The sequence below is a fragment of the Bradyrhizobium sp. 6(2017) genome (assembly GCF_011058295.2).
Lineage (GTDB): Bacteria > Pseudomonadota > Alphaproteobacteria > Rhizobiales > Xanthobacteraceae > Bradyrhizobium > Bradyrhizobium septentrionale.
In genome coordinates this window covers 3048707-3075156 of record NZ_CP049289.2, presented here as the reverse complement: position 1 = coordinate 3075156, position 26450 = coordinate 3048707, and the positions used below count along the sequence as shown (strand labels likewise).

At 65.6% G+C, this 26450-nt stretch carries 25 protein-coding genes and 1 pseudogene; 18 read left to right on the top strand and 8 right to left on the bottom strand.

Annotated features, from left to right (window positions below; all coding sequences use genetic code 11):
- The first annotated feature begins 326 nt into the window (after positions 1-326).
- The 6 genes from G6P99_RS14455 (at position 327) to G6P99_RS14430 (ending at position 7130) form a co-directional block, all read left to right on the top strand.
- Positions 327-1436: a BMP family ABC transporter substrate-binding protein gene (locus G6P99_RS14455; RefSeq protein WP_029078263.1), complete on the top strand. Its 1110-nt coding sequence runs from the start codon at positions 327-329 to the stop codon at positions 1434-1436.
- Positions 1433-2545, top strand: a complete 1113-nt coding sequence (locus G6P99_RS14450; RefSeq protein ID WP_029078264.1) for an ABC transporter permease — start codon at positions 1433-1435, stop codon at positions 2543-2545. Before G6P99_RS14455 ends, G6P99_RS14450 begins: the two co-directional genes overlap by 4 nt.
- A gap of 1 nt (position 2546) precedes the next feature.
- Complete coding sequence (locus G6P99_RS14445; protein ID WP_029078265.1) at positions 2547-3473, top strand: ABC transporter permease; 927 nt, start codon at positions 2547-2549, stop codon at positions 3471-3473.
- Between the two features lie 19 nt (positions 3474-3492).
- The gene (locus G6P99_RS14440; protein ID WP_029078266.1) at positions 3493-4176 is read left to right on the top strand and encodes a cysteine hydrolase family protein; all 684 of its coding nucleotides are present in this window, start codon (positions 3493-3495) and stop codon (positions 4174-4176) included.
- On the top strand, positions 4173-5705 hold the full coding sequence (locus tag G6P99_RS14435) for an ABC transporter ATP-binding protein (protein ID WP_029078267.1): 1533 nt from the start codon (positions 4173-4175) through the stop codon (positions 5703-5705). The genes G6P99_RS14440 and G6P99_RS14435 overlap by 4 nt, the downstream gene beginning before the upstream one ends.
- A 261-nt stretch (positions 5706-5966) precedes the next feature.
- Entirely contained in the window at positions 5967-7130 is a 1164-nt protein-coding gene (locus G6P99_RS14430) for an IS4 family transposase (RefSeq protein ID WP_165125720.1), read from the top strand.
- Positions 7131-7198: 68 nt separating this feature from the next.
- Here the strand turns inward: G6P99_RS14430 and puuE are convergent, their stop codons facing one another.
- Positions 7199-8137 (bottom strand): allantoinase PuuE, encoded by a 939-nt coding sequence (gene puuE / locus G6P99_RS14425; RefSeq protein WP_165128609.1) that lies wholly within the window; start codon positions 8135-8137, stop codon positions 7199-7201.
- A gap of 1 nt (position 8138) precedes the next feature.
- Positions 8139-8552, bottom strand: a complete 414-nt coding sequence (locus G6P99_RS14420) for a DUF3830 family protein (RefSeq protein WP_029078269.1) — start codon at positions 8550-8552, stop codon at positions 8139-8141.
- A gap of 199 nt (positions 8553-8751) precedes the next feature.
- Between G6P99_RS14420 and G6P99_RS14415 the strand changes: the two genes are divergently transcribed.
- The 3 genes from G6P99_RS14415 (at position 8752) to G6P99_RS14405 (ending at position 10993) form a co-directional block, all read left to right on the top strand.
- The gene (locus tag G6P99_RS14415; protein WP_029078270.1) at positions 8752-9486 is read left to right on the top strand and encodes an SDR family NAD(P)-dependent oxidoreductase; all 735 of its coding nucleotides are present in this window, start codon (positions 8752-8754) and stop codon (positions 9484-9486) included.
- A 206-nt stretch (positions 9487-9692) separates the two neighbouring features.
- Positions 9693-10709, top strand: a complete 1017-nt coding sequence (gene trpS / locus G6P99_RS14410) for a tryptophan--tRNA ligase (protein ID WP_165128607.1) — start codon at positions 9693-9695, stop codon at positions 10707-10709.
- Between the two features lie 83 nt (positions 10710-10792).
- On the top strand, positions 10793-10993 hold the full coding sequence (locus G6P99_RS14405; RefSeq protein WP_029078272.1) for a hypothetical protein: 201 nt from the start codon (positions 10793-10795) through the stop codon (positions 10991-10993).
- Between the two features lie 21 nt (positions 10994-11014).
- Here the strand turns inward: G6P99_RS14405 and G6P99_RS14400 are convergent, their stop codons facing one another.
- The 3 genes from G6P99_RS14400 to G6P99_RS14390 form a co-directional block, all read right to left on the bottom strand.
- Positions 11015-11905 carry an aldose 1-epimerase family protein gene (locus tag G6P99_RS14400; RefSeq protein ID WP_165128605.1) on the bottom strand — a complete coding sequence of 297 codons (891 nt, stop codon included), beginning with the start codon at positions 11903-11905 and terminating at the stop codon, positions 11015-11017.
- Positions 11906-12016: 111 nt separating this feature from the next.
- On the bottom strand, positions 12017-12784 hold the full coding sequence (locus G6P99_RS14395; RefSeq protein WP_029078274.1) for an enoyl-CoA hydratase-related protein: 768 nt from the start codon (positions 12782-12784) through the stop codon (positions 12017-12019).
- A gap of 77 nt (positions 12785-12861) precedes the next feature.
- Positions 12862-13296, bottom strand: coding sequence for a MarR family winged helix-turn-helix transcriptional regulator (locus G6P99_RS14390; RefSeq protein WP_165128603.1), 435 nt, complete (start codon positions 13294-13296; stop codon positions 12862-12864).
- A 267-nt stretch (positions 13297-13563) separates the two neighbouring features.
- Between G6P99_RS14390 and G6P99_RS14385 the strand changes: the two genes are divergently transcribed.
- Together G6P99_RS14385 and G6P99_RS14380 are read left to right on the top strand one after the other, a co-directional pair.
- Positions 13564-14463: a CHAD domain-containing protein gene (locus tag G6P99_RS14385; protein WP_246709543.1), complete on the top strand. Its 900-nt coding sequence runs from the start codon at positions 13564-13566 to the stop codon at positions 14461-14463.
- 60 nt (positions 14464-14523) lie between these two features.
- Positions 14524-15762, top strand: a pseudogene (locus tag G6P99_RS14380) (SulP family inorganic anion transporter); the annotation flags it as partial.
- A gap of 156 nt (positions 15763-15918) precedes the next feature.
- Here the strand turns inward: G6P99_RS14380 and G6P99_RS14375 are convergent.
- Positions 15919-16917, bottom strand: a complete 999-nt coding sequence (locus G6P99_RS14375; RefSeq protein WP_029078278.1) for a LacI family DNA-binding transcriptional regulator — start codon at positions 16915-16917, stop codon at positions 15919-15921.
- Positions 16918-17026: 109 nt separating this feature from the next.
- On the opposite strand from G6P99_RS14375, the gene G6P99_RS14370 reads away from it, so the two are divergent.
- From G6P99_RS14370 to G6P99_RS14355, 4 genes are all read left to right on the top strand, one after another.
- The gene (locus tag G6P99_RS14370; protein ID WP_029078279.1) at positions 17027-17899 is read left to right on the top strand and encodes a phytanoyl-CoA dioxygenase family protein; all 873 of its coding nucleotides are present in this window, start codon (positions 17027-17029) and stop codon (positions 17897-17899) included.
- Positions 17900-18019: 120 nt separating this feature from the next.
- Positions 18020-19366 (top strand): MFS transporter, encoded by a 1347-nt coding sequence (locus tag G6P99_RS14365; protein WP_029078280.1) that lies wholly within the window; start codon positions 18020-18022, stop codon positions 19364-19366.
- A 3-nt stretch (positions 19367-19369) separates the two neighbouring features.
- Complete coding sequence (locus G6P99_RS14360; RefSeq protein WP_029078281.1) at positions 19370-20230, top strand: sugar phosphate isomerase/epimerase family protein; 861 nt, start codon at positions 19370-19372, stop codon at positions 20228-20230.
- Positions 20231-20288: 58 nt separating this feature from the next.
- Positions 20289-21797, top strand: coding sequence for a hypothetical protein (locus G6P99_RS14355; RefSeq protein WP_165128601.1), 1509 nt, complete (start codon positions 20289-20291; stop codon positions 21795-21797).
- Between the two features lie 14 nt (positions 21798-21811).
- On the opposite strand, the gene G6P99_RS14350 is transcribed toward G6P99_RS14355, so the two are convergent.
- Together G6P99_RS14350 and G6P99_RS14345 are read right to left on the bottom strand one after the other, a co-directional pair.
- Positions 21812-22663, bottom strand: coding sequence for a division plane positioning ATPase MipZ (locus G6P99_RS14350; RefSeq protein ID WP_035976103.1), 852 nt, complete (start codon positions 22661-22663; stop codon positions 21812-21814).
- Positions 22664-22860: 197 nt separating this feature from the next.
- A complete protein-coding gene (locus tag G6P99_RS14345) occupies positions 22861-23649 on the bottom strand; it encodes a crotonase/enoyl-CoA hydratase family protein (protein WP_029078283.1) in 789 nt (262 codons plus the stop codon).
- Positions 23650-23754: 105 nt separating this feature from the next.
- On the opposite strand from G6P99_RS14345, the gene G6P99_RS14340 reads away from it, so the two are divergent.
- The 3 genes from G6P99_RS14340 (at position 23755) to G6P99_RS14330 (ending at position 26358) form a co-directional block, all read left to right on the top strand.
- A complete protein-coding gene (locus tag G6P99_RS14340) occupies positions 23755-24324 on the top strand; it encodes a TetR/AcrR family transcriptional regulator (RefSeq protein WP_029078284.1) in 570 nt (189 codons plus the stop codon).
- A 37-nt stretch (positions 24325-24361) separates the two neighbouring features.
- On the top strand, positions 24362-25120 hold the full coding sequence (locus G6P99_RS14335) for an SDR family NAD(P)-dependent oxidoreductase (RefSeq protein ID WP_035976030.1): 759 nt from the start codon (positions 24362-24364) through the stop codon (positions 25118-25120).
- Between the two features lie 203 nt (positions 25121-25323).
- Complete coding sequence (locus G6P99_RS14330) at positions 25324-26358, top strand: LLM class flavin-dependent oxidoreductase (protein ID WP_029078286.1); 1035 nt, start codon at positions 25324-25326, stop codon at positions 26356-26358.
- The last annotated feature ends 92 nt before the right edge of the window (positions 26359-26450 follow it).

Below are 26450 nucleotides of genomic sequence, written 5' to 3'. Positions count from 1 at the left end.
GCAGGCCCGGTCCGATTCACCAGCCGGCAAATCGGGTGCCCGGAGCCGATCCCGACCGGGGGCGCAGCGGCCGCCCGGCGGTTGGCGGGTGCTTAACGGCATTGCATACAACGGCGATTGATCGCTCATAAAATAGGCAGATCAACCTCGATCGACATCCGATGCCGCTCACGTTGATCCTTATTTCCATTCATATCCAATTACTTACCGAATCTTGATTGCCAAACATGCTCTGGCACGAAGCTTGCGACACTCCGTCTGAGCGCCGCCGTCACGACGGTTGCGACAAGGACAGGCGGGCCGGACCCCGCCGGAGGGAGCACGCGATGGATTTTGGCAGGATTTCAAGACGGAATTTATTGCAGGGAAGCGCCGCGCTGGCGCTCGGCGGCACGGTCGGCATTCGCGGCGCGGCTGCAGCGGAAACCACGATCGGCTTCATCTATGTCGGGTCGCGCGACGACTACGGCTACAACCAGGCCCACGCCCAGGGCGCGGCGGCGGTGAAGAAGCTGCCCGGCATCAAGGTGGTCGAGGAAGAGAAGGTGCCGGAGACCGATGCGGTCGAGAAGACCATCGAGTCCATGATCAACCTCGACGGCGCGACGCTGCTGTTTCCGACCTCGTTCGGCTACTACAACCCGCACGTGCTCAAGATGGCGGCCAAGTTTCCGAAACTACGTTTCGAGCATTGCGGCGGCCTGTGGTCGGACAAGGACCCGAAGAGCGCCGGCAGCTATTTCGGCTACATCGACGAAGCCCAATACATCTCCGGCATCGTCGCCGGCTATTCGACCAAGAGCAGCAAGCTCGGCTTCGTCGCGGCCAAGCCGATCCCGCAGGTGCTGCGCAACATCAACGCGTTCACGCTCGGCGCCCGGCTCGCCAATCCGAAGGCGACCACGCAGGTGATCTTCACCGGCGACTGGTCGATGCCGGTCAAGGAAGCCGAGGCGACCAACAGCCTGATCGACCAGGGCGTCGACGTGCTGACCTGCCATGTCGACGGACCGAAGACGATGGTCGAGAACGCCGCGCGCCGCGGCGCCATGGTCTGCGGCTATCACGTCAACCAGTCGCCGCTGGCGCCGAAGGCCTATCTGACCGGCGCCGAGTGGAATTGGGAGGCGCTCTATCCGAAATTCGTCAAGATGATCACGGCGGGCGAAGCGATCCCGAACTTCTATCGCGGCGGCCTGAAGGAAGAGATCGTCAAGGTCTCGCCCTATGGCGAGATGGTCTCGGCGGAAGCGCGCAAGCATGCCGACGACGTCAAGGCCAAGTTCATGGCCGGCGAGTTCACCATCTTCAAAGGCCCGATCGCCGACAACAAGGGCAAGACGGTGATCGCTGGTGGCACCGACCGCGGCCAGCAGGATCCCGAACTCGAGAAGATGGATTATCTGGTCGAGGGCGTGATCGGAGCCACCGCGTGACGACGGAGGCGGCGGAATCGGTGGAGGCGGCCGGCGGCGTTGCTCCGGCCGCCGATCCCGGATTTCTCCAGCGCTACGGCGCGAGCATCGAGTACATCCTGATCCCGGGCGCGGCGCTGATCGGCGCGCTCGCGGTATTCGGCGGCTTTGTCGCGCTCTACGGCAAGAACCCGCTCGACCTCTATTTCTACATGTATTACGGCGCGTTCGGCACCTGGTTCTCGTGGCAGAACACGCTGACCCGCGCCGCGCCCTTGATCCTGACCGCGCTGTGCACGGCGCTGCCGGCGCAGCTCGGCATGGTGATCATCGGTGGCGAAGGCGCGCTCCTGATCGGCGCGCTGTCGGCGACCGCAGCCGCCCTGGCTGTGCAAGGCGCGGCGCCGATCGTGGTACAGATCGCGATGGTGATCGCGGGCATGATCGGCGGCGGGCTGTGGATCACGCTGTCCGGCGGACTACGGCAATATCGCGGGGTCAACGAGACGATTTCGAGCCTGCTGCTGGTCTATATCGCGCTGGCGATCCTCAACCATCTGGTCGAGGGGCCGATGCGCGATCCGGCGAGCCTCAACAAACCATCGACGCGCGAGATCGGCGCCGCCAACATGATCGGCAGCATTCCCGGCACCGACGTGCATTGGGGCCTGGTGTTCGGGCTGATCGCCGCCGTCGCCGCCTACATCTTGATCTATCACACCACCTTCGGCTTCGCCGCGCGCGTCGCCGGCGGCAACATCCGCGCCGCCAAGATCGTGGGGCTTTCCGTCGGCAAGCTGATCCTGACCATCTGCTTCCTTGCCGGCAGCTGCGCCGGGCTTGCCGGCATGATCGAGGTCGCGGCCGTGCAGGGCCGCACCAACGCCAACCTCGCCGCCGGCTACGGCTTCACCGGCATCCTCGTCGCGTTCCTGGCGCGGCAGAATCCGCTGGCGATCATTCCGGTGGCGATCCTGCTCGGCGGCATCTCGGCCTCCGGCGGCCTGTTGCAGCGGCGGCTCGGCCTGCCCGACGCCTCGGTGCTGGTGCTGCAGGGCATCATCTTCGTGTTCGTGCTGGCGAGCGATGCGCTCTACGGGCGGATCGGCTTCCTGAAGGGAAAATCCTGACATGGCGGATGCTTCGCTCGGGCTCTGGACCGTTCCGCTCGCCGTGTTCGGCGGCGCCATCCGTGTCTCGACGCCGTTCCTGTTCGTCAGCCTCGGCGAATGCATCACCGAGCGATCTGGCCGCATCAATCTCGGTCTCGAGGGCACGCTGGTGATGGGCGCGATGAGTGCCTACGGCATCTCCTATCTCTCCGGCTCGCCATGGCTCGGCGTGCTCGCCGCCGGGATCACCGGCGCCCTGTTCGGCGCGCTGCATGCCGGCATCTGCTCGTTGCCGCGGGTCAACGACATCGCGGTCGGCATCGCGCTGATGCTGCTCGGCACCGGGCTTGCCTTCTTCCTCGGCAAGCCGCTGATCGAGCCCACTGCCCCAAGATTGCCGGCGATCGATTTCGGCTGGTGGAGCGACATCCCGCAACTGCGCGCGGCGCTGCGCATCAACGTGCTGTTCCTGATCGGCGTTGCGATCGCGCCGCTGCTCTATTGGGCGTTCAAGACCACGCGCTGGGGCCTGTTGATCCGCACCGCCGGCGAAAGCGCGGACGCGGCGCGTGCGATGGGCCATTCGGTGCTGTTGATCCGGCTGCGCGCCACCATGGTCGGCGGCTTCCTCGCCGGCATCGGCGGCTCGTTTCTGTCGCTGTTCTATCCAGGCAGCTGGAACGAAGGGCTCTCATCGGGCCAGGGTATCACCGCGGTGGCGCTGGTGATCTTCGCGCGCTGGGACCCGATGCTCTGCCTGTGGGCCTCGCTCGCCTTTGGCGGTGCCGCCGCGCTCGGGCCGGCGCTGCAATCGGTCGGCATCACCTCCGGCTATCATTTGTTCAACGCCGCGCCCTACATCCTGACCCTGGCGATCATGATCATCACCTGCTCGCCGAAGCGCACGCTGACCGGCGCGCCGGCCGAATTGTCCATCACCCGATAGCATCTCGCGAGATCATTCCATGCCCGAGCGCTTCATCAAATCTGAGCCCTACGCCTGGCCCTACAATGGCGACCTGCGGCCTGAGAACACCGCGCTGATCATCATCGACATGCAGACCGATTTCTGCGGTGTCGGCGGCTATGTCGACAAGATGGGCTACGACCTTTCGCTGACCCGGGCGCCGATCGAGCCGATCAAGAAGCTGCTCGCCGTGATGCGGGCGCAGGGCTTTCACATCATCCACACCCGCGAAGGCCACCGGCCCGATCTGGCCGACCTGCCCGCCAACAAGCGCTGGCGCTCACGCCAGATCGGCGCCGGCATCGGCGATCCCGGCCCCTGCGGCCGCATCCTGGTGCGCGGCGAGCCCGGCTGGGACATCATCCCCGATCTTGCGCCGTTGCCGGGCGAGCCGATCATCGACAAGCCCGGCAAGGGCTCGTTCTGCGCCACCGACCTCGAGCTGATGCTGCGGCTGCGCGGCATCGAGAACATCGTGCTGACCGGCATCACCACCGACGTCTGCGTCCACACCACGATGCGCGAGGCCAATGACCGCGGCTTCGAATGCGTGCTGGTCGAGGATTGCTGCGGCGCGACCGACCGGAGCAACCACGACCACGCGCTGAAGATGATCAAGATGCAGGGCGGCGTGTTCGGCGCGGTGGCGAAATCCACCGACCTGATCGGGGCGCTGTCGTGATCATCGGCGAGCCGCCGCTACCATCAGGCGCATTCGGCGTCGACGCCATCGCCATGACGATGCGGTTCGGCGATTTCACAGCGCTCGACAATGTCGAGCTCAAGGTGCGTCCCGGCTCGTTCCATGCGCTGCTCGGCGAGAACGGCGCCGGGAAGAGCACGCTCGTGAAATGCATCATGGGCTATTACCACGCCACCGAAGGCGAGATCATCGTCGGTGACCGCCAACAGACCATCGCCAATCCGAAGGATGCCCACGCACTCGGGCTCGGCATGGTCTACCAACACTTTACGCTGGTGCCGGCCATGACAGTTGCGGAAAACCTGGTGCTGGCGCGCGACGACGTTCCGGCCGTCGTGGACTGGCGCAAGGAGAAGAAAGAGCTCGAGGCCTTCCTAGCGCGGATGCCGTTCAAGGTGCCGCTCGACGCGAGAGTCTCCGACATCTCCGCCGGCGAACGGCAGAAATGCGAGATCCTCAAGCAGCTCTATCTGAAGCGCCGATTCCTGATCCTGGACGAGCCGACCTCGGTGCTGACGCCGGGCGAAGCCGACGAGGTGCTCGGCATGCTGCGCGCGATGGTGGTCGCGGGCGAACTGACCATCCTGATGATCACGCACAAGTTCCGCGAGGTGATGGCGTTTGCCGACGACGTCACGATCCTGCGCCGCGGCAAGCTCGCCGGCACCGGCCGGGTTGCCGACCTGACGCCCGACGAGATGGCGCGCACCATGATCGGCGCCGAGCAGTTGACGGTGCAGCCGCCGCGCACCGGCGAGACCGGCGCGCCGCGGCTCGAGCTCGACAAGCTCACCGCGCGCGACGATGCCGGCGCGATCGCCGTGCGCGGCGTGTCGCTGACCGTGAAGAGCGGCGAGATCGTCGGCATCGCCGGCGTCTCCGGCAACGGCCAGCGCCAGCTGGTCGAGGTGCTGGCCGGCCAGCGCGAAGCCGAGAGCGGCGTGATCCGTGTCCAGGGCGAGAGTTACGCGGCGAGCCGCGAGGAGATGCGCCGCCACAAGATGTCGCTATTGCCGGAGGAGCCGCTGAAGAACGCCTGCGTGGGCGGCATGAGCGTCGCCGACAACATCGCGTTCCGTGAATTCGACCGCGTCCCGTTCGCACGCGGCGGCTGGTGGCTGAACCGCGCAGCATTCCGCCAGGATGCCGAGCGCAAGATCAACCGCTACAAGATCAAGACCCGCACGCCTGATACGCCGATCGCGGCGCTGTCGGGCGGCAACGTGCAGCGCGCAGTGCTGGCGCGCGAACTCTCGGGCGATGTCGAGGTGCTGATCGCCGCCAATCCGTGCTTCGGGCTCGACTTCGCGGCGGTGGCGCAGATCCACGCCGAGATCATGGCCGCCCGCAACCGCGGCGCGGCGGTGCTGCTGGTCAGCGAAGATCTCGACGAGCTGCTGGAATTGTCGGACCGGCTGGTCGTGATGTTCCACGGCGCCTTCGTCCACGACGTCAGCGCCAGCGAGGCTGACCTGACCGAGATCGGCCGCCACATGGCGGGGCATTAGGAGCTGAAGCAGCCGCAACGGCACCGCGCTCCCTCGCCCCGTTCTTACGGGGAGAGGGTTGGGGTGAGGGGCTGCTGCTGCATATTCACTAACAGGGGGCCTCGCGGTGGATCCCCCTCACCCGGATCGCATTTCATGCGATCCGACCTCTCCCCGCACGCGCAGGGCTGTCCGGGGAATGATTCACTATGTCGCGGTGCATGCTCGGCAAGACCGAGGCAAATCGGCCTTTTCTGGTTGTCGAGACACAGAAGGCCGAGCATGCGATTCCGCGATAGCATTTTTGGAAGGCTGCTTGAACCGATCAATCGACGGCAGTTTCAGACGGCTGTGGATCGTCTGGACGGGGATGCCTACGACAAATCGTTCAGGAGTTGGGATCACCTGGTGGCGCTGATCTATGCGCAGCTGAGCAGTCACGACAGCCTGCGCGCCGTGGTGGCCGGCTTCAACGCCAATCCTCAGCACCACTATCATCTGGGCACCGGCAGGTTGTCCCGCTCGACGCTATCGGATGCCAATGCCCGCCGCCCGTCCGGCGTTTTTGCGCAAACCTTTGCCAGACTATCAGCGATGGCAAGCCGGCAGTTGCGGAGCGAAGGCCAGGAGATGGTGCGCCTGATCGACGCCAGTCCGATCCCGCTGGGCAAGCTCTGCACCTGGGCGGCGTGGAACGGCCGCATCCGTGGCATGAAGCTGCATATGGTCTACGATCCCAAGGGCGATGTCCCGGACTGCGTCGAGGTGACGGATGCGAACGTCAATGACATCGAGATCGGTCGCCATGTCCCTATCCAGGTGGGCACAACCTACGTGTTCGATAAGGGATATTGCCGCTTCGACTGGTGGCAGAAGATCAATGACAGCAAGGCTTTTTTCGTCACCCGGGCGAAGACAAGCATGCGTCTCCGCAAGATCAAGCGACGCACTAATCGCAAGCGCAAGGGCGATGGCTTCAAGGTCATCGCCGATGACGAGGTGAAGCTCACCAGCAAAGGCGACTCGCGACTGCCGATACCACTGCGGCGCATCAAGGTCAGGCGGGAGAACGGCGGCGTGATCACGCTTCTCACCAACGATATGACGCGAACGGCCGTCGAGATCGCCGCCCTCTACAAGAGCCGGTGGCAGATCGAACTGCTATTCCGCTGGATCAAGCAGCATCTCGATATCCGCAAGTTTCTCGGCACCAACGACAATGCGATCCGCCTGCAAGTGCTTGCAGCGATGATTGCCTACCTGCTGCTACGCATCGCTGCGCGGGCCAACTGCATCAAAATGCTTCCCCTCAGGCTGGCCGAACTTGTCGGCCAGTTCCTGTTCACCCGCCGATCCCTTGCCACTATCGACAAGCCTCCGCCCAGCAACCCCAGCCCCAGCAAACCCACAGCCTCCGCCAACCAGATGGAGTTCTGCTATGGCTGAGCTTTCCCGGACAGCCCTGCCGCACGCGGGGCGAGGTGAAGGAGAGCCCCCAAACGCTCCATCGCAAATCAGCCGATCTCGAACGCGTCCGCGGCGAGATGCTTCAGATTGGCGTGCCAGTGCTCGGCGATCGCAAGCCGGGTCGGCACCCAGACCCGCTCGTGCTTCTGGATGTAATCGAGGAAGCGCATCAGCGCGGCGGCGCGGCCGGGACGGCCGACGACCCGGCAATGCAGGCCGACCGACATCATCTTCGGTCGCGTCGCGCCCTCGGCATAGAGCACGTCAAAACTGTCTTTCAGGTAGGTGTAGAACTCGTCGCCGCCGCCAAAGCCCTGCGCGTTGATGAAGCGCATGTCGTTGGCATCGAGCGTGTAGGGGATCACGAGATGCGGCTCGGTCCCCGGCGCCTTGATCCAGTACGGCAGATCGTCGGCATAGGAATCGCAGAGATAGCGCAGGCCGCCGGTCTCCATCAAAAGCCGCAGCGTGTTGATCGAGGAGCGGCCGGTGTACCAGCCGAGCGGCCGCGCGCCGGTCGCCTCGGTATGCACGGCCATGGCGCGCGCGATCTCCGCGCGCTCCTCATCCTCCGACATGTCCTTGTGCTCGACCCAGCGCAGGCTGTGGCTCGCGATATCCCAGCCCGCCTCCTGCATCGCCGCAACCACGTCCGGATTGCGCTTCAGCGCCATCGCGACGCCGAACACCGTGGCCGGCAGCTTGCGCTCGGTGAACATCCGCCACAGCCGCCAGAAGCCAGCGCGCGAGCCATACTCGAACATGGTCTCGATATTGGCGTGACGCTGGCCGACCCAGGGCTGCGCGCCCAAGACGTCGGACAGGAATGCTTCCGAGGCGCGATCCCCATGCAGGATGTTGTTCTCGCCGCCTTCCTCGAAATTGACCACGAACTGCACGGCGACGCGCCCAGCGTCGGGCCATTTCGGATCGGGCGGATTGCGGCCGTAGCCGCGGAGATCGCGCGGGTAGCGGGCCTCGGTCACATCAGATTTCCTCGATGCGGATCTGCTGCGCGCCCTTCCACAACACGGTCTTGCCGAAGGTGGTGAGGTTTTCCAGCCCCGAGGTCAGCGTGATGAAATGATTGCCGGCGAGCTGGCCCATCTTGCTGGCGAAGTGCACGCCACCATAGGCGAGCAGGATCTCGGTCTCGCTGATGCCGCCGGGATAGAGGATGATCTGGCCCGGCGCCGGATAGCTGGTGTGGTTCTCGTAGGAGACGCCGAAATCGAGATCGCCGAGCGGCATCCAGACGCCCTCGCCGCTCCAGCGCACATGGATTGCCTGGCTCTCGAACGGCATCGCCTTGCGGAAGGCGGCGACCGTCTTCGGCGCCAGCTGCTCCTCGAAACGGGCGTCAAAGGTGAACTCGCCGGCGCGGACAATCAGTTTGCTCATCGATCTCTCGTGGGTGGGCTGGAAGGAGTGACGCCCCAACCATTGCCGCCGCCCCGCGCCGGACGCAAGGCCGATTCCGGCCGGGAACGCCGGTTTTACGCCGCATGCGGCCCGCGGCAACGCAGATTTGAGCAGGGTTGCGTTGCACCTCGCCTCCCAGTTTGCGAACCTGCCGCAGCACGTCAAACAGGGTGAGGCGATGACAACAAACAGTCTGCATGGACATGTGGCGCTGGTGACCGGCGGCTCGCGCGGCATCGGCGCTGCGATCGTAAAGCAGCTGGCGGACGCCGGCGCCGCCGTCGCGATCAATTATCGCGAACGCTCGGCTGAGGCGGAGACGCTGGCGAAGGGCATCATTGCCGCCGGCGGCCGGGCCGTCGCGATCGCCGCCGACGTCTCGGAAGCTGGCGCTGTCACCCGCCTGGTCGAGCGCGCCAAATCCGAGCTCGGCCCGGTCGACATCCTCGTCAACAATGCCGGCATCGCCATCGTCCGGGGCGTCGACGACCTCACCGAAGAGGATTTCGACCGCACCATCACGGTCAATCTCAAATCGGCGTTTTTCTGCACGCAGGCGGTGCTGCCGATGATGCGGACGCGGAAATGGGGCCGCATCGTCAACATCTCCTCCGGTGCTGCGCGCGGCGCAGGCTCCATCGGACCGCATTACAACGCGTCAAAGGCGGCGATGGAGGGCCTGACCCGCGGCTATGCCGCGCGCCTCGTCAAGGAAGGCATCACCGTCAACGCCGTCGCGCCCTCGCTGATCGAGACCGACATGATGAAGGGACAGAGCGGCCTCGTCAGCCGGATCCCGATCGGCCGCTTCGGCACCGCCGAGGAGGTCGCGCAGGCCGTGATGCTGCTGGTCAACAATCCCTACATGACCGGACAGACCATTGCGATGAGCGGCGGCATGGCGTTCAACTAGGGCTGGCAATGTCTTGACCGCATCGCGTGTTTGCCCTACCGCTTGTGGCATGAACCGCTCGATCCTCATCAGCAATTTCTGGTGGCTCGCCGACTGACAGGCGGGCCGAAACGCGTTCATGCATTTTCGGGGCCGCCGCATGGGGCGGCCTTTTTCATCTCATCCAGCCCGCATGCGGTGTCCCCATTCAACCGAATGGAGATACCATGACCAAACCGATCATCCTCACCGGCGACCGCACCACCGGGCCGCTGCATCTCGGCCATTACGTGGGCTCACTGCGAAGCCGTCTTGAGTTCCAGGACAGCCATCAGCAGTTCCTGCTGCTCGCCGACATGCAGGCTTTGACCGACAATGCGCACGACATCGGCAAGGTCAGCCGCAACGTCATCGAGGTCGCGCTGGATTATCTTGCCGTCGGGATCGATCCGGAGCGCACCTCGATCTGCCTGCAATCGCAGCTACCGGCGTTGGCGGAACTGTCGATGCTCTACCTCAACCTCGTCACCGTGGCGCGGCTGGAACGCAATCCCACCATCAAGGACGAGATCCGCGCCCGCGGCTTCGGACGCGATATCCCGGCCGGCTTCCTGTGCTATCCGGTGGCGCAGGCCGCCGATATCACGGCGTTCCGGGCCACGGTCGTGCCGGTCGGCGAGGACCAGGCGCCCCTGATCGAGCAGACCAACGAGATTATCAGGCGCGTCAACGCGCTCGCCGGCAGGCCATTGCTGCCAGAAGCCGAAGCCATCATCCCGCGCGCTGGACGGCTGCCCGGCGTCGATGGGCGCGCGAAGATGAGCAAATCCGCGGGCAACGCAATTCCGCTTTCGGCCTCGCCCGATGATATCTCGTCCGCGGTGCGCGCGATGTTCACCGATCCGGATCACCTGCGCGTCGCCGACCCCGGCAAGGTCGAAGGCAATGTCGTCTTCACCTATCTCGACGCGTTCGACGACGATCATCATGCCGTCGAGGAACTGAAGGCGCATTATCGGCGCGGCGGGCTTGGCGACGCCACCGTCAAGCGGCGGCTGGAGGACATTCTGCAAGCCCTGATCGCACCAATCCGAACCCGGCGCGCTGAGCTGGCGACCGATCGCGACTACGTCGCTGACGTGATCAGGCGCGGAACCCTGAGGGCGCGCGAGATCACTGAGCGCACCAAGCGCGATGTCATGGAAGGGCTCGGTTTTGAAGGACTTGGCTTGTTCCAGCTCTGAACGCGCTGTCATCAAGCCATGGCAGGAACTGTGCTTGGCTGTAAACAGTTGTCCGCTTGGCGAAACCGGATTTGGAGCATGTCGTGATCGATCCGAAAACGCTTCTCGAACGCGCCGCGCAGCTGGCCGATCAGGCCAAGGGCGAGGAAGATACCGGCATCCGCGACCGACTGCTACGCATGGCCGAGCATTACCGCGATCTCGCCGCGCACGAGGCCTGGGCTCACGAAAATCCGCCGTCGGTCGGCGCGCTCACGAGCGCGCTCGGCCCCCGCGCGCATTGAGCTGATCGCGAGAGCAGGCCGTCAGCTGACGCGAACGCGATAGCTCAGCGACTGACGCGCGCCGGGCGCGATGTGCATCAGGCCCGGCTTGTCGGCGAACTCGCCGTCGAAATCCGCGGGGCTGGCAAAACCGTGCCACGGCTCGATGCAGAGAAACGGCGCGCCGCCGAGCTTCGACCAGATGCCGAGTTCGCGAAAGCCGCGCCAGGACATTTCGATCGCCGGGCCTTGCGTGGCTGCTGCCGGGCCTAGTGTCGCCGTGAAGAGGATCGATGTACTTGCGACCTGATCGAAGACCATCGCGTCGTCATCGAACAGCTCCTCCGACAGCGCAAGCGTTCTGCCCTTGACCGGATTGGGTTCAGGCTGCCGCCGCATCAATCCATCCTTCAACCGCCGGATCGGCGCGGGTTCAGTCTTGGAGAAGGTCAGCGTGTAAGCCTCCTTCGGCAGCCCCGGCACCAGCGGCCAGTTGAAAGCGGGGTGACCGCCGAGCGAGGCCGGCAGCATCTCGTTGCCGGTGTTGACGATGTCGAAGCCGACGTCGAGATCGGCGCCATCAACGGTGTAGGTGACCTCGAGCCTGAAGGTGAAGGGATAGCGTGCCCGCGTTTCCGCATCGTCGGTCAGCGCCAGCTTGCAGGATCGCGGGCCCTGCTCCATCCAGGCAAAGCGGCGGTCCCGCGCAAAGCCGTGCTGCGTCATCGGATAGGTCTTGCCGTTGTGGCGCAGCGTGTCGTTCTTCAATCGGCCGACGATCGGGAACAGGATCGGCGCGTGGCGCGGCCATTGCGGGCCGGCCTGCCACAGCAATTCGGTCCCCTCGGCATTCCTGAGCGACGACAATTCGGTGCCCTGTGCCGAAATGGTCGCGGCGATCTTCTCGCCGCGCAACGTATGACTGTCGCTCATGCTCGCCTCGCCGGGTTGCGCTGTGCTGTGACACGAGATGTGCGATGGCGGCGAAGCCGTCAACCCCGAAGTGATGGGGCCGCCCATGCGGGGCGGCCCCAAGCTCTGGGGTTACCCGGCGATCTTGGAAAAATCAGGCTGGCGGCGCTCGGCAAAGGCGGCAAACGCCTCGCGCGCCTCCGCGCTCATCAGCCGTTCCTGGAAGATCTCGCCCTCGCGCGCCATTTGCGCGCTGATCCTGGCGGGGTCGCGCATCAGCGCCTTGGTGTGCTGGAGCGAGCCGAACGGCCGCTTCGCCAGTGCGTCGGCCGCCGCGCGGGCCTTGGCGCGGAGATCTTCGAGCGGCACGACCGCATTGGCAAGACCGATCGCAACAGCCGTCTCCGCCTCGAGCGGCTCGCCGAGCGCGAACATCGCATAGGCCCGTGCGTAGCCGATCCGCTGCGGCAGCAGATAGGTCGAAGCCGCCTCCGGCACCAGCGCGAGGTTGACGAACGGCGTGATCAACCGCGCGGTCGGCGCGAGGTAAACGAGGTCGCAATGCAACAGCATGGTGGTGCCGATGCCGACCGCATTGCCCTGCACGGCGGCAACCAGCGGCCGCGTCGCCTTGGCGAGGCCGGCAAGGAACCGCGTCACGTGACGCTCGCCCTGTACGCCACGCGACACCGCGGCGAAATCGGCGAGATCGTTGCCCGCGGTAAAGCTGTCGCCGTCGCCCTGCAACAGCACGGCGCGGATCGAGGAGTCGCCTTCCGCGCGCTCGAGCGCGTCCGCCATCGCGCCATACATCGCGTTGGTGATCGCGTTCTTCTTGTCCGGACGCGCCATCGTCACGGTGAGAACGCCACCGTCCAGCGCTACGACCACTTCACTCATGTCTTGCTCCTGTTGCTTGCTTCCTGTTCGAGGCGTTTGCTTCACGCGGACCGGTACCCACTTCGCTTGAAAACGCTCTAGCCGTCTTTGTCCTTCGGGAATTTCTCTTGCAGGCTGGTCAGCCAGCGCGACACCACGTCGATTTCCGCTTCCGAGAACCCGTCCATCAGGCGGTTGTTGATCACCCTGGTCCGCGTCGCGGCGCGCTTGCCGAGTTCCTGCCCCGCCACGGTCAGATACAGCCGCTGGCTGCGCCCATCCTCGCCGTCGCGCCGGCGCTTCACGAGGCCGGCACGTTCCATCCGGTCGGCGAGCCCGCTCATCGCCGACGGCACGATGTCGAGCGCCTGCGAGACGTCGCCGATCAGCGCGCCATCATTGCGCCCGAGAAAGAACAGCACGCCGGCCTGGGCCGACGTCAGATCGTGCGCGGACGTCTCCTGGTCGATGGCGCGCTGCAGCCGCCGATAGGCCACGGTCAGAAGAAAGATCAGCCGGTGTTCCGCTCTCATGCCGCCGTTATATATTTCGTATGCGAAATATCAAGATACTTCGCGTACGAAATATCCGGTGGTTTTTCGCCCTCCAGCACCGCGCGCGCAGCATACCGGCCAGAACGGGCGCCCTCCACCGGGTGTATTGCGACATTTTGATCGCGCCGCCGGATCGTTGCGCTGCGGTTCAGCAGAAAACCCTTGATCGCGATCGATCAAACGGGAAATCTTTCCGTCCGGGAGCCGCCCGTTGCCTCACGGTTCCGGCGGGGTCACGAGAGTGTCATGACGTTAGCGGCAAGTCCGGCCAGGGAGCGCGTTGTCCGCCCGAAGCGGCCGCGGCATCTCAGCGAGGCCATGCGTTGTGAGACTGCGTTTCGCCTGATCCTGTCCGAATGCCTCGAGGAAGTCGCGACCAACCACGAGGCCTTGAGCTCCGGCGATCCCGCAGCCCTCCACCAGACCCGTATTGCACTGACGCGGCTGAAGGCTGCGATCGCGTTCTACGGCCCGATGGTGGCGGACAGCGAATGGACGCGACTGAAATCCGAGCTGAAATGGCTCAGCGCCTATCTCGGCGCAACGCGCGATCTCGACGTCGCGATCGAGAACAGCAAGGGCTTGCCCGAAGAGCGCATGCTGATGACGGCACGAACCGATGCGTTCGAAGCCCTCAGGGAGGCGCTGCAAAGCGACCGGTACTGGCAATGGTTCGACGGCATGTGGGACTGGGTCGGCAGCGGCCCCTGGACCACGCGGCAGGATCCCCGCGCGGCGCAACGGCGCGCCGTGCCGGTCTCGGTCTTTCACGCGCGTCGGCTGGCGCAATGGCATGGCAAGCTGTGTCACAAGAGCCGCGGGCTGCAAGGCATGGGCAAGAACAAGCGCCACCGCGTCCGCCTCGCCAGCAAGCGGCTGCGTTACGCCATCGAGTTCTCGGAAGGCGGATTGCCTGCCGATGTCTATGCATCGTGGCGCAACGTGCTGAAGCATCTGCGCAAGGGACAGCAGCTGCTCGGCGAACTGAACGATGACGAGGTCCGCCGCAAGCTGTTCGAAAGTGCCGATGCACTGGATCAGGGCGCCGACGAAGGCAAGGCCAGGCACCAGCGCGTGCACGAGCGCAAACGCAAGAGCCAGCTGCTGCGCCGCGCCGCGGCGATCTACCGGAAGATTGCCGAATGAACGCAACTGCCCGCTCCCGCTCCGCCAATTTCCTTCATCCCCTTCCCTGCGGTCATCCCCATGCCTGACGGCTCCTCCACGGCACATCTCTATCGTCCCAAGCTTGTCACCACGCTGACCGAAGGCTACGGCGTTGCCGCCTTCCGACATGATGTGATGGCCGGGCTGACGGTGGCTGTGGTGGCATTGCCGCTGTCGATGGCAATCGCAGTGGCTTCGGGCGTGACGCCGGAGCGCGGGCTGTTCACCGCCATCGTCGGCGGCTTCCTGGTCTCCGCGCTGGGCGGCAGCCGCTTTCAGATCGGCGGACCGGCCGGCGCCTTCATCGTCCTCGTCGCGGCAACGGCCGCGCAGTTCGGTGTCGAGGGCCTCATGCTTACCGTGCTGGTGTCCGGCCTGATGCTGACGCTGATCGGCGCCTCGGGACTTGGATCGCTGATCCGCTACATCCCGCACCCCGTCACCGTCGGTTTCACCTGCGGAATCGCAGTCACCATTCTGGCGAGCCAGCTGCGCGATCTGGGCGGGCTGACGCTTGCCGGTGCCGAGCCCGGGCCGCTTCTGCCGAAGCTCGCAGCGCTCGGCCACGCGCTTCCGACCTTGAGCTGGTCCGCGCTCGCGGTCGGCGCCGGCTCGGCGGCCGTGATCTTCGTGCTGCGCGCATGGCGGCCAACCTGGCCGGCGATGCTGATCGCGATCGTGCTCGCGTCGATTGCGGTCGTGCTGCTGCATCTGCCGGTCGAAACCATCGGCAGCCGGTTCGGTGAAATCCCACGCGGCCTGCCGGTGCCGCATGTGCCGGAGTTCTCGTGGGCGCTGCTGCTGCAAATCCTGCCGGCGTCGCTCTCCTTCACGCTGCTCGGCGGCGTCGAGAGCCTGCTCTCGGCAAAGGTCGCCGACAGCATGACCGGCCGCAAGCACCGCTCCAACATGGAGCTGGTGGCGCAGGGCATCGCCAACATCGCTTCCGCTTTGTTCGGCGGGATCAGCGTCACCGGCACGATCGCCCGCACCGCGACCAATATCCGTGCCGGAGCGTGCAGCCCGCTGTCCGGCATGATGCACTCGGCCTTTCTGCTGTCGTTCATGATGCTCGCCGCGCCGCTTGCGAGCTACATTCCGCTCTCTGCGCTGGCCGCGGTCCTGGTCGTGGTGTGCTGGTACATGGCAGAGAAGGAGGAATTCCTGCGCTTGATCAGGGATCGGCGCAGCGCCGCGGTGCTGATCACGACCTTCGCGCTGACGGTGTTCAAGGATCTGACCTTCGGCATCATCGCCGGGTGCCTGGTCGCGGCAATGTTCGCCGGCATCGATCGCTGGACCGCAGACAAGAAGGGCTAAGCGGCTCCAGCATCGCTAGAGCTCGGTTCTGATTGAATCAGAACCAAGGCTCTAGATTCTTGTTTTGACGCGTTTTCTTTACGCGAACCGGTGTCCACTTCGCTCGAAAACGCTCTAGCCGCTGTCGCGCAGCACCAGCTCGAAGCCGAGATCGATGCGGCGCTCGCCGCCGCGCTCCAGCGTCAGCGTCGCCGCAGTGCGGCCGATCGCATCGCCATGCACGCTGATCGTGCTCAGCGTCGGCGAGATCAGCTGGCCCATTTCGAGATCGCCGAGCCCGATTACTGCGACCGGCTGCGCCGATGCAGGCCCTTCGCGCAGCACCCCGGCCTTGCGCAGCCCTGACATAAAGCCGATCGCATGCGCATCGTTGGCGGCAAACACCGCATCGACACCAGGCAGGCGGGCATGCGCCGCCACGCTTCCCGAATCCTTGCGGTCCAGGATCAGCCGGCGCGGCTCGGCGAGGCCGCTTGCCAGGGCCTCGTCCCTGAAGCCGAGCCAGCGGCGGGTGCCGCGCGGATCGTCGCCGCCGATGAAGGCAAGCTGCTTGCGTCCCTGCGCAACCAGATGCTTTGCGACGGCAACACCAGCCTTGTAATTGTCGAAGCCCGCGACCGCGTCGATCGGGTTTGCCGGCAGATCCCAGGTCTCGACGATCGGGATGCGCGCGTTGCGCAGCAGGCGGCTGCCCTCCGCCGTGGCGGGCGAGCCAACCATGATGATCGCCTCAGGCCGCCGCGACAGCAGCGCCGCCAGCACGCGGTCCTCGCGCACCGCGTCGTAGCGCGACTGCGCCAGGATCACCGAGAAGCCGAGCGGCTCGAGCTTGTCGGACAGGCCCTGCACCGTGTCGGCGAAGATCGAGTTGGCGATGGTCGGCACCAGCACGCCGACCGAATTGGTCCGCGCACTCGCCAACGCGCCCGCCACCAGGTTCGGGACATAGCCGAGGTCGCGCATCGCCAGTTCGACCCGCGCCCGGGTCTCCGGGGCGACCAGGTCGGGCATCCGCACCACCCGGCTCACCGTGATCGAGGAAACGCCGGCACGCTTGGCCACCTCCGAGAGGGTGGGTGCGGCGTCCGCTGGGCCAGTCCGGGGGGCAGTCACATCGGAGCTCATGGACAGACCCTGCACGATTCCGGGTTGCCAAGCCATTATGTTAGCGCTAGCATCGCCTCATGTTAGCGCTAACATGGAACAAAATCGGAGAAACAGCATGATTTCGGACGAGCAGGCCCAAGCCTACAAGCGCGATGGGGTGATCGTGGTCCCCGAGGTGCTCAACCAGGGGACCCTCGCCAAAGTGCGCACGGTGCTCGCAGAGCTGGTGGCCGGCGCCGCCTCGGTCAGCGAGCATACCGACGTCTACGACCTCGAGCCGGGCCATACGCCGGAGACCCCCCGCGTCCGCCGCATCAAGGCGCCGCACAAGGTGCACCCGATCTTCGACGAGATCATCCGCAGCCCCGCCGTGATCTCGATCCTGACCAGACTGATCGGCCCCGGGCTTCGCCTGCACGGCTCAAAACTCAACATGAAGTCGGCGCAATACGGCTCGCCGGTGGAGTGGCATCAGGACTGGGCGTTCTATCCGCACACCAATGACGACATCCTCGCGATCGGCGTGCTGCTCGACGATTGCGATATCGAGAACGGCCCGATGCTGGTGACGCCGGGATCGCACACCGGCAGCACGATGTGGGATCACCACGGCGAGGACGGCCACTTCGCGGGCCTGATCGATCCGGACCAGATCGAGGGCGACATCAAGCGCGCGGTGCCCTGCATGGGCAAGGCCGGCAGCATGTCGTTCCATCATGTCCGCGCGCTGCACGGCTCGGCGACCAACACATCGGACCGGCCGCGCAACCTCCTGCTCTATGAAGTCGCCGCCAGCGACGCCTGGCCGCTCCTGGGCGTGAAGGATTTTGACGAGTTCAACAGCCGCCTGCTGGCGGGTCCGCCGGTGGTCGCCCCGCGGCTCACCGAGGTGCCGGTGCGGATGCCACTGCCGCCGGCCAAACGGCAGGGATCGATCTACGAGACCCAGTCAGCTGCGAAGAAATCCTACTTCACGCGCGCCGCTTAAGACCGACGACAATGCCCGCGGGCCAAGCCGCGGGCATTACTGCTTTCACGAGCATGATCCGGAACCACGCGATCGCGCTCGAACAAGACGACCATAAAAACAGACATAACGGGGAAACGAATGACCAAGATGGCAAGAGAGGGTGCCAGCACATCGCGCCTGCGTGTGATCCTGGCCGCAAGCATCGGCTCCGCGCTCGAATGGTATGATTTCTTCCTCTACGGCACCGCGGCCGCGCTGGTGTTCGGCGAGCTGTTCTTTCCAAAGAGCGATCCGGTCGTCGGCACGCTGCTGTCGTTCCTGACCTTCGGCGTCGGCTTCGTGGTGCGGCCGATCGGCGGCCTGGTGTTCGGCATCCTCGGCGATCGCTACGGCCGCAAGCCGGTGCTGGTCGCAACCCTTCTGATGATCGGCATCGGCACCACCGCGATCGGCTTCCTGCCGACCTATGCGCAGATCGGTGTCTGGGCGCCGATCCTGCTGGTCGCGATGCGCGTCATCCAGGGTCTCGGCGCCGGCGCCGAGTATGGCGGCGCGGTGATCTACCTGGTCGAGAACGCGCCGCCGAAGCATCGCGGCTTCTGGGGCGGCTTCGCGCCGCTCGGCGTGTCCGTCGGCAATCTGCTCGCCGCCGCCGCCTTCGCGCTGGTGACGATGCTGCCGCGCGAGGATTTGATGAGCTGGGGCTGGCGCCTGCCCTTTCTGGCGAGCTTCCTCCTGATCGTCGTCGGCATCTTCGTCCGCATGCGGATCACCGAGACGCCGGTCTATACCAATGCGGTGGTCGCGCGCGGCAAGGTCGAGAGCAATCCGGCAATGGAGGCGTTACGCCGGCATCCGCGCAACTTCTTCGTCGTGCTCGGCGCGCGCATGGCCGAGAACGGGCTCGGCTATTTCTTCCCGGTGTTTGGGCTGAGCTACATCATCACCACCTTGGGCGTGCCGAAAGCCGATGCGCTCAGCGCCTTGATGCTGGCCTTCACGGTCGAGCTGTTTGCGATCCTCGGCTTTGCGGCCTTGTCGGACCGGATCGGACGGCGGCCGGTCTACATGTTCGGCGCGCTGGCCGGCGTCGCGCTCGCGTTCCCGTTCTTCTGGATGGTCGGCACCAAGCAGTGGATCATGATCGCGCTCGCCTTCATCCTGGCGCGCGCCGTGGTGACGGCGGCGATGTTCGGGCCGCAGGCGGCGTATTTCGCCGAGCTGTTCCCGCCGCAGCGCCGCTTCGCCGGCTTTGCCTTCGCCCGCGAGCTCGGCTCGCTGCTGTCGGGCGGCCCGGCACCGTTCGTCGCCACCGCGCTGGTGGCCGCCTACGGCACCTGGTGGCCGGTTGCCTGCTACGCCATGTTCCTGTCGGCCTGCACGGTGGTTGCGATCTGGATCGGGCCCGAGACCTATCAGGAGAACATCGCCGCCGACGCGAGCGAACAAGCCGAGCTGCCCGCGGCGATCCCGGCGCGAGCCTGATCGGTGGCGCAGCAACTGCGTGTCCTGCAGTCGCTCTGGGCGATGGAGCGACGGCTGGCCGATGAGGGCGAATGGCCGCTGCAAACCCAGCTCGCGATGATCCGCGATGCCGGGTTTGACGGCGCCGGCGTGCGCTTCATCGATCCCGCCTTCGCGCGCGAGGTGACGGGCTTCCTTCGCGCGCACGGCATGATCTGGCAGGCGCAATGCTACCCGAAGCGGGTCGACGATCTTAAGCCGGTGCTTGAGCTGGTGGCGCAGCTCGGCGCCGATCATGTCAACCTGCAGCCGGACATTCGTCCGCGCCTGCTCGCCGATTGCATTCCCCTGCTCGAAGGCTGGCGGCGGCTTGCCGCGGAAGCCGGCGTTGCCGTGCATGTCGAGACCCACCGCGACCGCATGACGACCGACCTGTTCTTTACGCTCGATTTGCTCGACTGCTTTCCCGATCTGCGGCTGACCGCCGATCTCTCGCACTATTTGGTCGGGCGTGAATTCGCCTGGCCGGTCGACGACGTCAACCACGCGATGATCCACCGCATCCTCGACAATGCCTGGGGCATCCACGGCCGCATCGCGAGCCGCGAGCAGGTGCAGATCTCGCTCGGCTTTCCGCAGCATCAGGGCTGGGTGTCGCTGTTCACGGACTGGTGGGACTACGCCATCCGCTCCTGGCGCAAGCGTGCCGGCCCCGATGCGACCCTGACCTTCCTGTGCGAGCTCGGTCCCTCGCCCTACGCAATCACCGGACCCGACGGCAGGGAATTGTCCGACCGCTGGCACGACGCGCTGGTCATGAAGGACATGATCCGCGCGCTGTGGGAGCGCATCGCCAACGAGCCGCAGGACCCGTTGCCGCGTTGATTCGAACAGGCCGCGGCGGCATTCTGAACCGACCCAATTCGGAACGCCGCGAGGACCCGTGCGCGACTACTCGGCCTACCCGCTTCGATGCCTCGCATCCATCGTCTGCGCCGCGACTGCCTTCGTCTGCACGACGGCGACCGCGGCGGAGCTGAGGCTCGACGCTGCGACCATGCCGCGCGTCGCGACGATCGACCCGCGCTTCCAGTCCTACAATATCGAGATGGTCGAAGTGACCGGCGGACGATTCTGGAAGCCCTATGCAGCCGCCAGGACACGTTCGCGTCCAGACGCGGAGCGGTTTGCGGCGCGTACGCCGATTGATCTGCATGATGCCAGGCTGCGAAACCTCGCCGCGGCGCTCTCTCCGGCCTATCTCCGCATCAGCGGAACCTGGGCCAACAGCACGTTCGTTGCGGAGTCCGAGACGCCGCCATCCGCGCCGCCGGCCGGCTTCAACGGCGTGCTGACACGGCAACAATGGCGCGACGCGATCGACTTCTCGCACGCCGTCGACGCGCCTATCGTCACGTCCTTTGCGATCAGTGCCGGCACGCGTGACGCTGCGGGGCGATGGCTTCCGGAGCAGGCCCGCCGCTTTCTCGACGTCACACGATCGGCCGGCGGCCACATCGCCGCAGCCGAGTTCATGAACGAGCCCGATCTGCCCGCCATCGGCGGCGCCCCTGAGGGTTACGACGCCGCGGCCTACGGCCGGGACTTTGCCGCGTTCCGCGCATTCATGAAGGACACCGCGCCTGACGTGACGATCCTCGGCCCGGGCACGATCGGCACAGGTGCGGATGCTCAAGCGCTGTTCGCGGCAACGGCTGTGGGCATCGACACGGTCTCCTATCATCACTATGGCGCGCTCTCGGCCCGATGCGCCGGCGATCGCACGCCGAAGCGAGCATTGTCGGACGAATGGCTGGCACGCTCCGGCAAGACATTCGCCTTCTACCAGGCGCTGCGCGACCAGCTTGCACCGGACAAGCCGATCTGGCTGACCGAGACCGCAGAGACCGCGTGCGGCGGCAACCGCTGGGCCGCGACGTTCATCGATACGTTCCGCTACCTCGATCAGCTCGGGCGCCTTGCCAAGGCCGGCGTCCAGGTGGTGATGCACAACACGCTCGCCGCGAGCGACTATGGGCTGCTCGACGAACAAACCCATCTGCCGCGGCCGAACTACTGGGCGGCGTTGCTATGGCGCCGATTGATGGGAACAACTGTGCTGAATGCCGGTATCGCTGACCGTCACGGCTTCCACGTCTATGCGCACTGCGCGCGCGACATGCCGGGCGGAATTGCCCTGCTCGTCATCAACAATGATCGGCGAATAAGGCGCAAGCTGACGCTGCCGGCCGGCTCGCAACGTTACACCCTGGCGAGCGCCACGCCCGCAGACGGCAACGTCCAGCTCAACGGCGCGACGCTTTTGCTTGGGACCGCGGACCGGATTCCCGCGCTGCACGGCGACGCGACCGCTCCCGGGACAATGGTCTTCGCACCCAGAACGATCACGTTTCTGACCGTCGCCGATGCCGGCAACACCAATTGCCCGTAGCCCCCGACGCCGTCTTACGCGGCGTCGCGGCCGGCGTCGGCGGATTCGAGTGGGCGTACCACAAGATGGCCGAGCATGATCGCGGTCATCAGCCGCTCCATCTCAAGCCATGCGGTGACGTGTGACATGGTCGGTCGGCCACCACGCGCGAACTGATCGATGTCGTCGATCGCCGTCAGTCCGCGCGGATAGAATTCGCGGAAGATCACCCGTTCGGCCAATCCATCGACCAGGCGGAAATTCAGCGTCTTCGACAGCTCGCTCAGGGCCTCGCCGACCAGGCGTTTGTTGCGCGAGCCGAGCGTGGAGAGACGGTTGCGTAGCACCACCCATTCGAACGCCGGCAGCTCATGCGCGCTGCGCTCGCGCCGCGCTTCCTCCACCATCTTCGAATAGTGGCTGATGCCGGTCACCTTGAAGTCGTTCGGATCGACGGTGCCGAGCACGTCGAAATCGAGAAAGCTGTCGTTGAGCGGCGTGATCAACGTATTCGCCAGCGAATGCGTGAACGTCGTCAGATAAGTGTCATGGCCGGGGCAGTCGATGACGACGAAGTCATGCGACCGGCTGAGCCGCTCGACGATCTCGGCAAGCGCGCTGCGGCCGAGCGTCTCGACCTCGCTGCTCCTGCCGCCGACCGTCTCGAAGCACATATGCGTCGGGATGCCGAGATCGAGCGAGGACTCCCGCGCCCAGTCGCGCCGGTTCTCGACATAGTGCGTCAGCGACTTCTGCTTGTTGTCGAGATCGATGGTGGCGACACGCTGACCCGCCTTGATCAGCGCGATGGCGACGTGCATGGCAATTGTCGACTTGCCCGAGCCGCCCTTGTTGTTCCCGACGACGATGACGCGTGCGCTTGTCATGAGATTCCTCACCCGACGCTGGAGTCAAAGCAGGACGCAATTGAATTTAAGTATGGAATCGAATCTCACTGATTCGACGAATCTCGACAAGAGTCGTCGCACGATCGTCGTGATCGAAATTGATGCGGCTGCGACATCATTGCCACAACCAAGCCTTGTCAGAGCACGTACCGTGAACGCCGCGAACGTCCCTGGTACTAACGTCCCAGGAACACCGCAGCGCGCCGTTCGACAAACGACTTGATGCCTTCGGCCGCATCGGCGGTGTTGAGCACGCGTTCGCGGATCTGCGGAATGATTGCGATCGCCGCCTGCTCGCCGGCTTCGATGAACTTGCGGCCCGCCTCCTTCGTCACCTGGATTCCGAGCGGCGCGTTTCGCGCGATGATTGCTGCCAGTTCCATCGCACGTTCGATCTGCTGACCTGCCGGCACGACCTCCTGCACGAGGCCGATCCGATGGGCCTCGGCAGCGGAGAACTCGTCGCACAGCAGCAAATGATACATCGCATCGCCCCATCCGGCGCGGCTGATGTAGCGGAAATGCGCGCCCGCCAGCGGCGCGATGCCGCGCTTCGCCTCCATCTGGCAGAAACGGCTGTCGTCCGCGGCGACGACGATATCGCCGGCCAGCATCATCTCGATGCCGACGGTGAACACGATGCCCTGCACCGCCGTGACGATCGGCTTCCGGCACCGCTTCGACAAGCCGAACGGATCGACATTGCCCTCCGGCAACGGCTTGCGCGATGCGGTCGGACCGAAGAATTTCGGCATGTCGAGGCCGGCGGTGAAACTGCCACCGGCGGCGCAGAGCACGCCGACCCACAGGCCGTCGTCATTGTCGAGCAGCGTCAGCGCGTCGGACAGTTCAGACATCATCTCCGGGCTGAAGGCGTTCTTCTTCGCGGGATTGTCGATGATGATCTTCAGGATGCGGTCATGCCGCTCGTGACGGACCCGCCCCTCGCTCGCGCTGCCGGACATCTGCTCCTCCCTGCTTTGTGACTGACAAATATTCTGGATGATAGTTGTCATCCAGATGCATGATGGCCATAATCCAGAAAGAGAGTCAAACAGGGGCGATGCGAGATGGGCCATTCCCAGGCCGACAAGGCCAGGAGCCGCGAGCGCATTCTGAACGAGGCCGCGACGCAGATCCGCGACGCGGGGCTCGACGCGCTCAGCATCGGCAGCCTGATGCAGCAGGTGAAATTGACCCATGGCGGCTTCTACGGGCACTTCGCCTCGCGGTCGGACCTGATCGCCGCGGCGCTGGAACAGGCGCTGAATGCGGGCGAAGCGACGGCGCGCGCGTCGCGCGATCCCGACAAGCCGGTCAGCGTCAATTCACTGGCGCGAAGCTATCTCAGCCGCACCCATCGCGACTCCCGCAAGACAGGCTGCGCGATCGGCGCGTTGATCTCGGATGTCGGCCGCGCCGACGAGCAATGCCGCGCGGTGATGGAACCGCACATCGAAGCCTTCATCGCCAAGGTCGCTGATGCGTTCGGCGACGATGACGATGCCCGCGCAATCGTGGCGGTGAGCGCTATGATCGGTGCGATCGCGGTCTCGCGCGTCCTCACCGATCAGAGGCGGTCCGACGCCATCCTGCGCACGGTGCGCGACGGCATCGTCGCGATGGCCTCGGACGAATGATTTCGCCCGCGCTGCGGGCAGCATGATGGAGTGAGCCATGAACGACCGAACCGCGCTCGAGCCGACCGCCGTGCAGGGAAGCGTGCTGATTGCCGGCGTCGGCGCATCGCACGGCCTCGGCGCCGCGATCGCGCGGCGCTTTGCCGCCGGCGGCTATCCCGTCGCGATCGCCGGCCGCAATGCCGAGAAGCTCGCCGTGACCGCCGCCGAACTCGCAGCTGATGGCGCCAGGGTCACCCATGTCGTGGGCGATGCCTCGATTGCCGCGGATGTGGCCCGCTTCGTCGAGGCGGCCGGGAAGCTCGCGCCGCTCGCGATGGCCGTGCACAATGCCGGCTCCAACCGGCCGGCGCCGTTCCTCAAGGTCAGCGAACAGCGTTTCGAGGAGCACTGGCGCGAACATGCGCTCGGCGGTTTCCAACTGGCGCAGGCCGCGATCCCCGCTCTGCTGGCGCGCCGCGGCGGCACGCTGGTGTTCACCGGCGCCAGCGGCTCGCTGCGCGGCAAGGCCAACTACTCGCCGTTTGCTTCGGCGAAGGCCGCGTTGCGCGCGATGGCGCAGAGCGTGGCGCGCGAATTCGGGCCGCAGGGCATCCATGTCGGCCATGTCGTGGTCGACGGCGGCATCGAGGGCGATCGGCTGCTGAGCATGCGTCCGCAGTTGAAGGACGATCGCGGCCCGGATGGGCTGCTCAACATCGCGGCCATCGCGGAGGCCTATTGGGTGCTTCACCACCAGCATCGCAGCGCCTGGACGCTGGAGCTCGACCTGCGGCCGTGGGCGGAGTCGTTCTGACGGCGCCGCCAGCCAGCCGGACGGAAACCCAGCGTTTCGCCACGTGGCCTTGTTCCACCGTGAACGGTCCTTAGCTTCCCGGTATCTCCAACCGAAGGCTCCACAGCGCAGGTTGCGGACACGTCCGCAATGCGACTTCTCAACCTGCGTGCGATGGGTGGCCCGCGGCGGATGCTCCGCCGCGCCGACAACCGGACTGACTGATGACCACCTCCCTTGAATTCGGGCTCGATACATTCGGCGACGTCACCAAGGACGCCGCCGGGGCACCGCTGCCGCATGCCCAGGTGATCCGCAACGTCGTCGACGAGGCGGTGCTGGCCGATCAACTCGGGATCGATTTCATCGGGCTCGGCGAGCACCACCGGGCCGATTTTGCGATCTCCACCCCCGAGACCGTGCTGGCCGCGATCGCCGCGCGCACGCAGAACATCCGCCTCGGCTCCGCGGTGACCGTGCTGAGCTCGGACGATCCGATCCGCGTGTTCCAGCGCTTCGCCACCGTCGACGCGCTCTCGAACGGCCGCGCCGAGGTGATTCTCGGCCGCGGCTCCTTCACCGAATCGTTCCCGCTGTTCGGCTTCGACCTCAAGCAATACAACGAGCTCTTCGAGGAGAAGCTCGACCTGTTCACCGAGGTCTTGAAGCAGGAGCCGGTGACCTGGCAGGGCAAGCTGCGGCCGCCGCTCGGCAACCAGTCGGTCTATCCGCCGGTCGAGCACGGCCGGCTGAAGACCTGGATCGGCGTCGGCGGCAGCCCCGAATCGGTGGTGCGCGCCGCGCATTACGACCTGCCGCTGATGCTCGCCATCATCGGCGGCGATCCCAGGCGCTTTGCGCCCTATGTCGACCTGCACCAACGCGCCTACCAGCAGTTCGGCCGGGCGCCGCAGCCGATCGGCGTCCATTCGCCGGGCTATGTCGCCGAGACGGACGCGCAAGCCAGGGAGGAGCTGTGGCCGGACTACAAGGTCATGCGCGACCGCATCGGCAAGGAGCGCGGCTGGCCGCCAATGGGCCGCGACGAGTTCGTGGCTGAGGCCGAGCACGGCTCGCTCTATGTCGGCGCCCCCGAAACCGTGGCCCGCAAGATCGCGGCGACCGTGAAGGCGCTCGGCACTGCGCGCTTCCAGCTGAAATACTCGGCCGGCCCGCTGCCGCACGAGAAGCTGATGAAGAGCATCGAACTCTACGGCAGCAAGGTGGTGCCGATGGTGCGCGACCTGCTCGCGGCGTGACGCACGATCGCTAGCCCGAAAAGCAAAACCCCCGGCGTGTTGGCGCCGGGGGCTCTGTTAGATCGCAGCCAGATCAACCGGTATTACCAGTT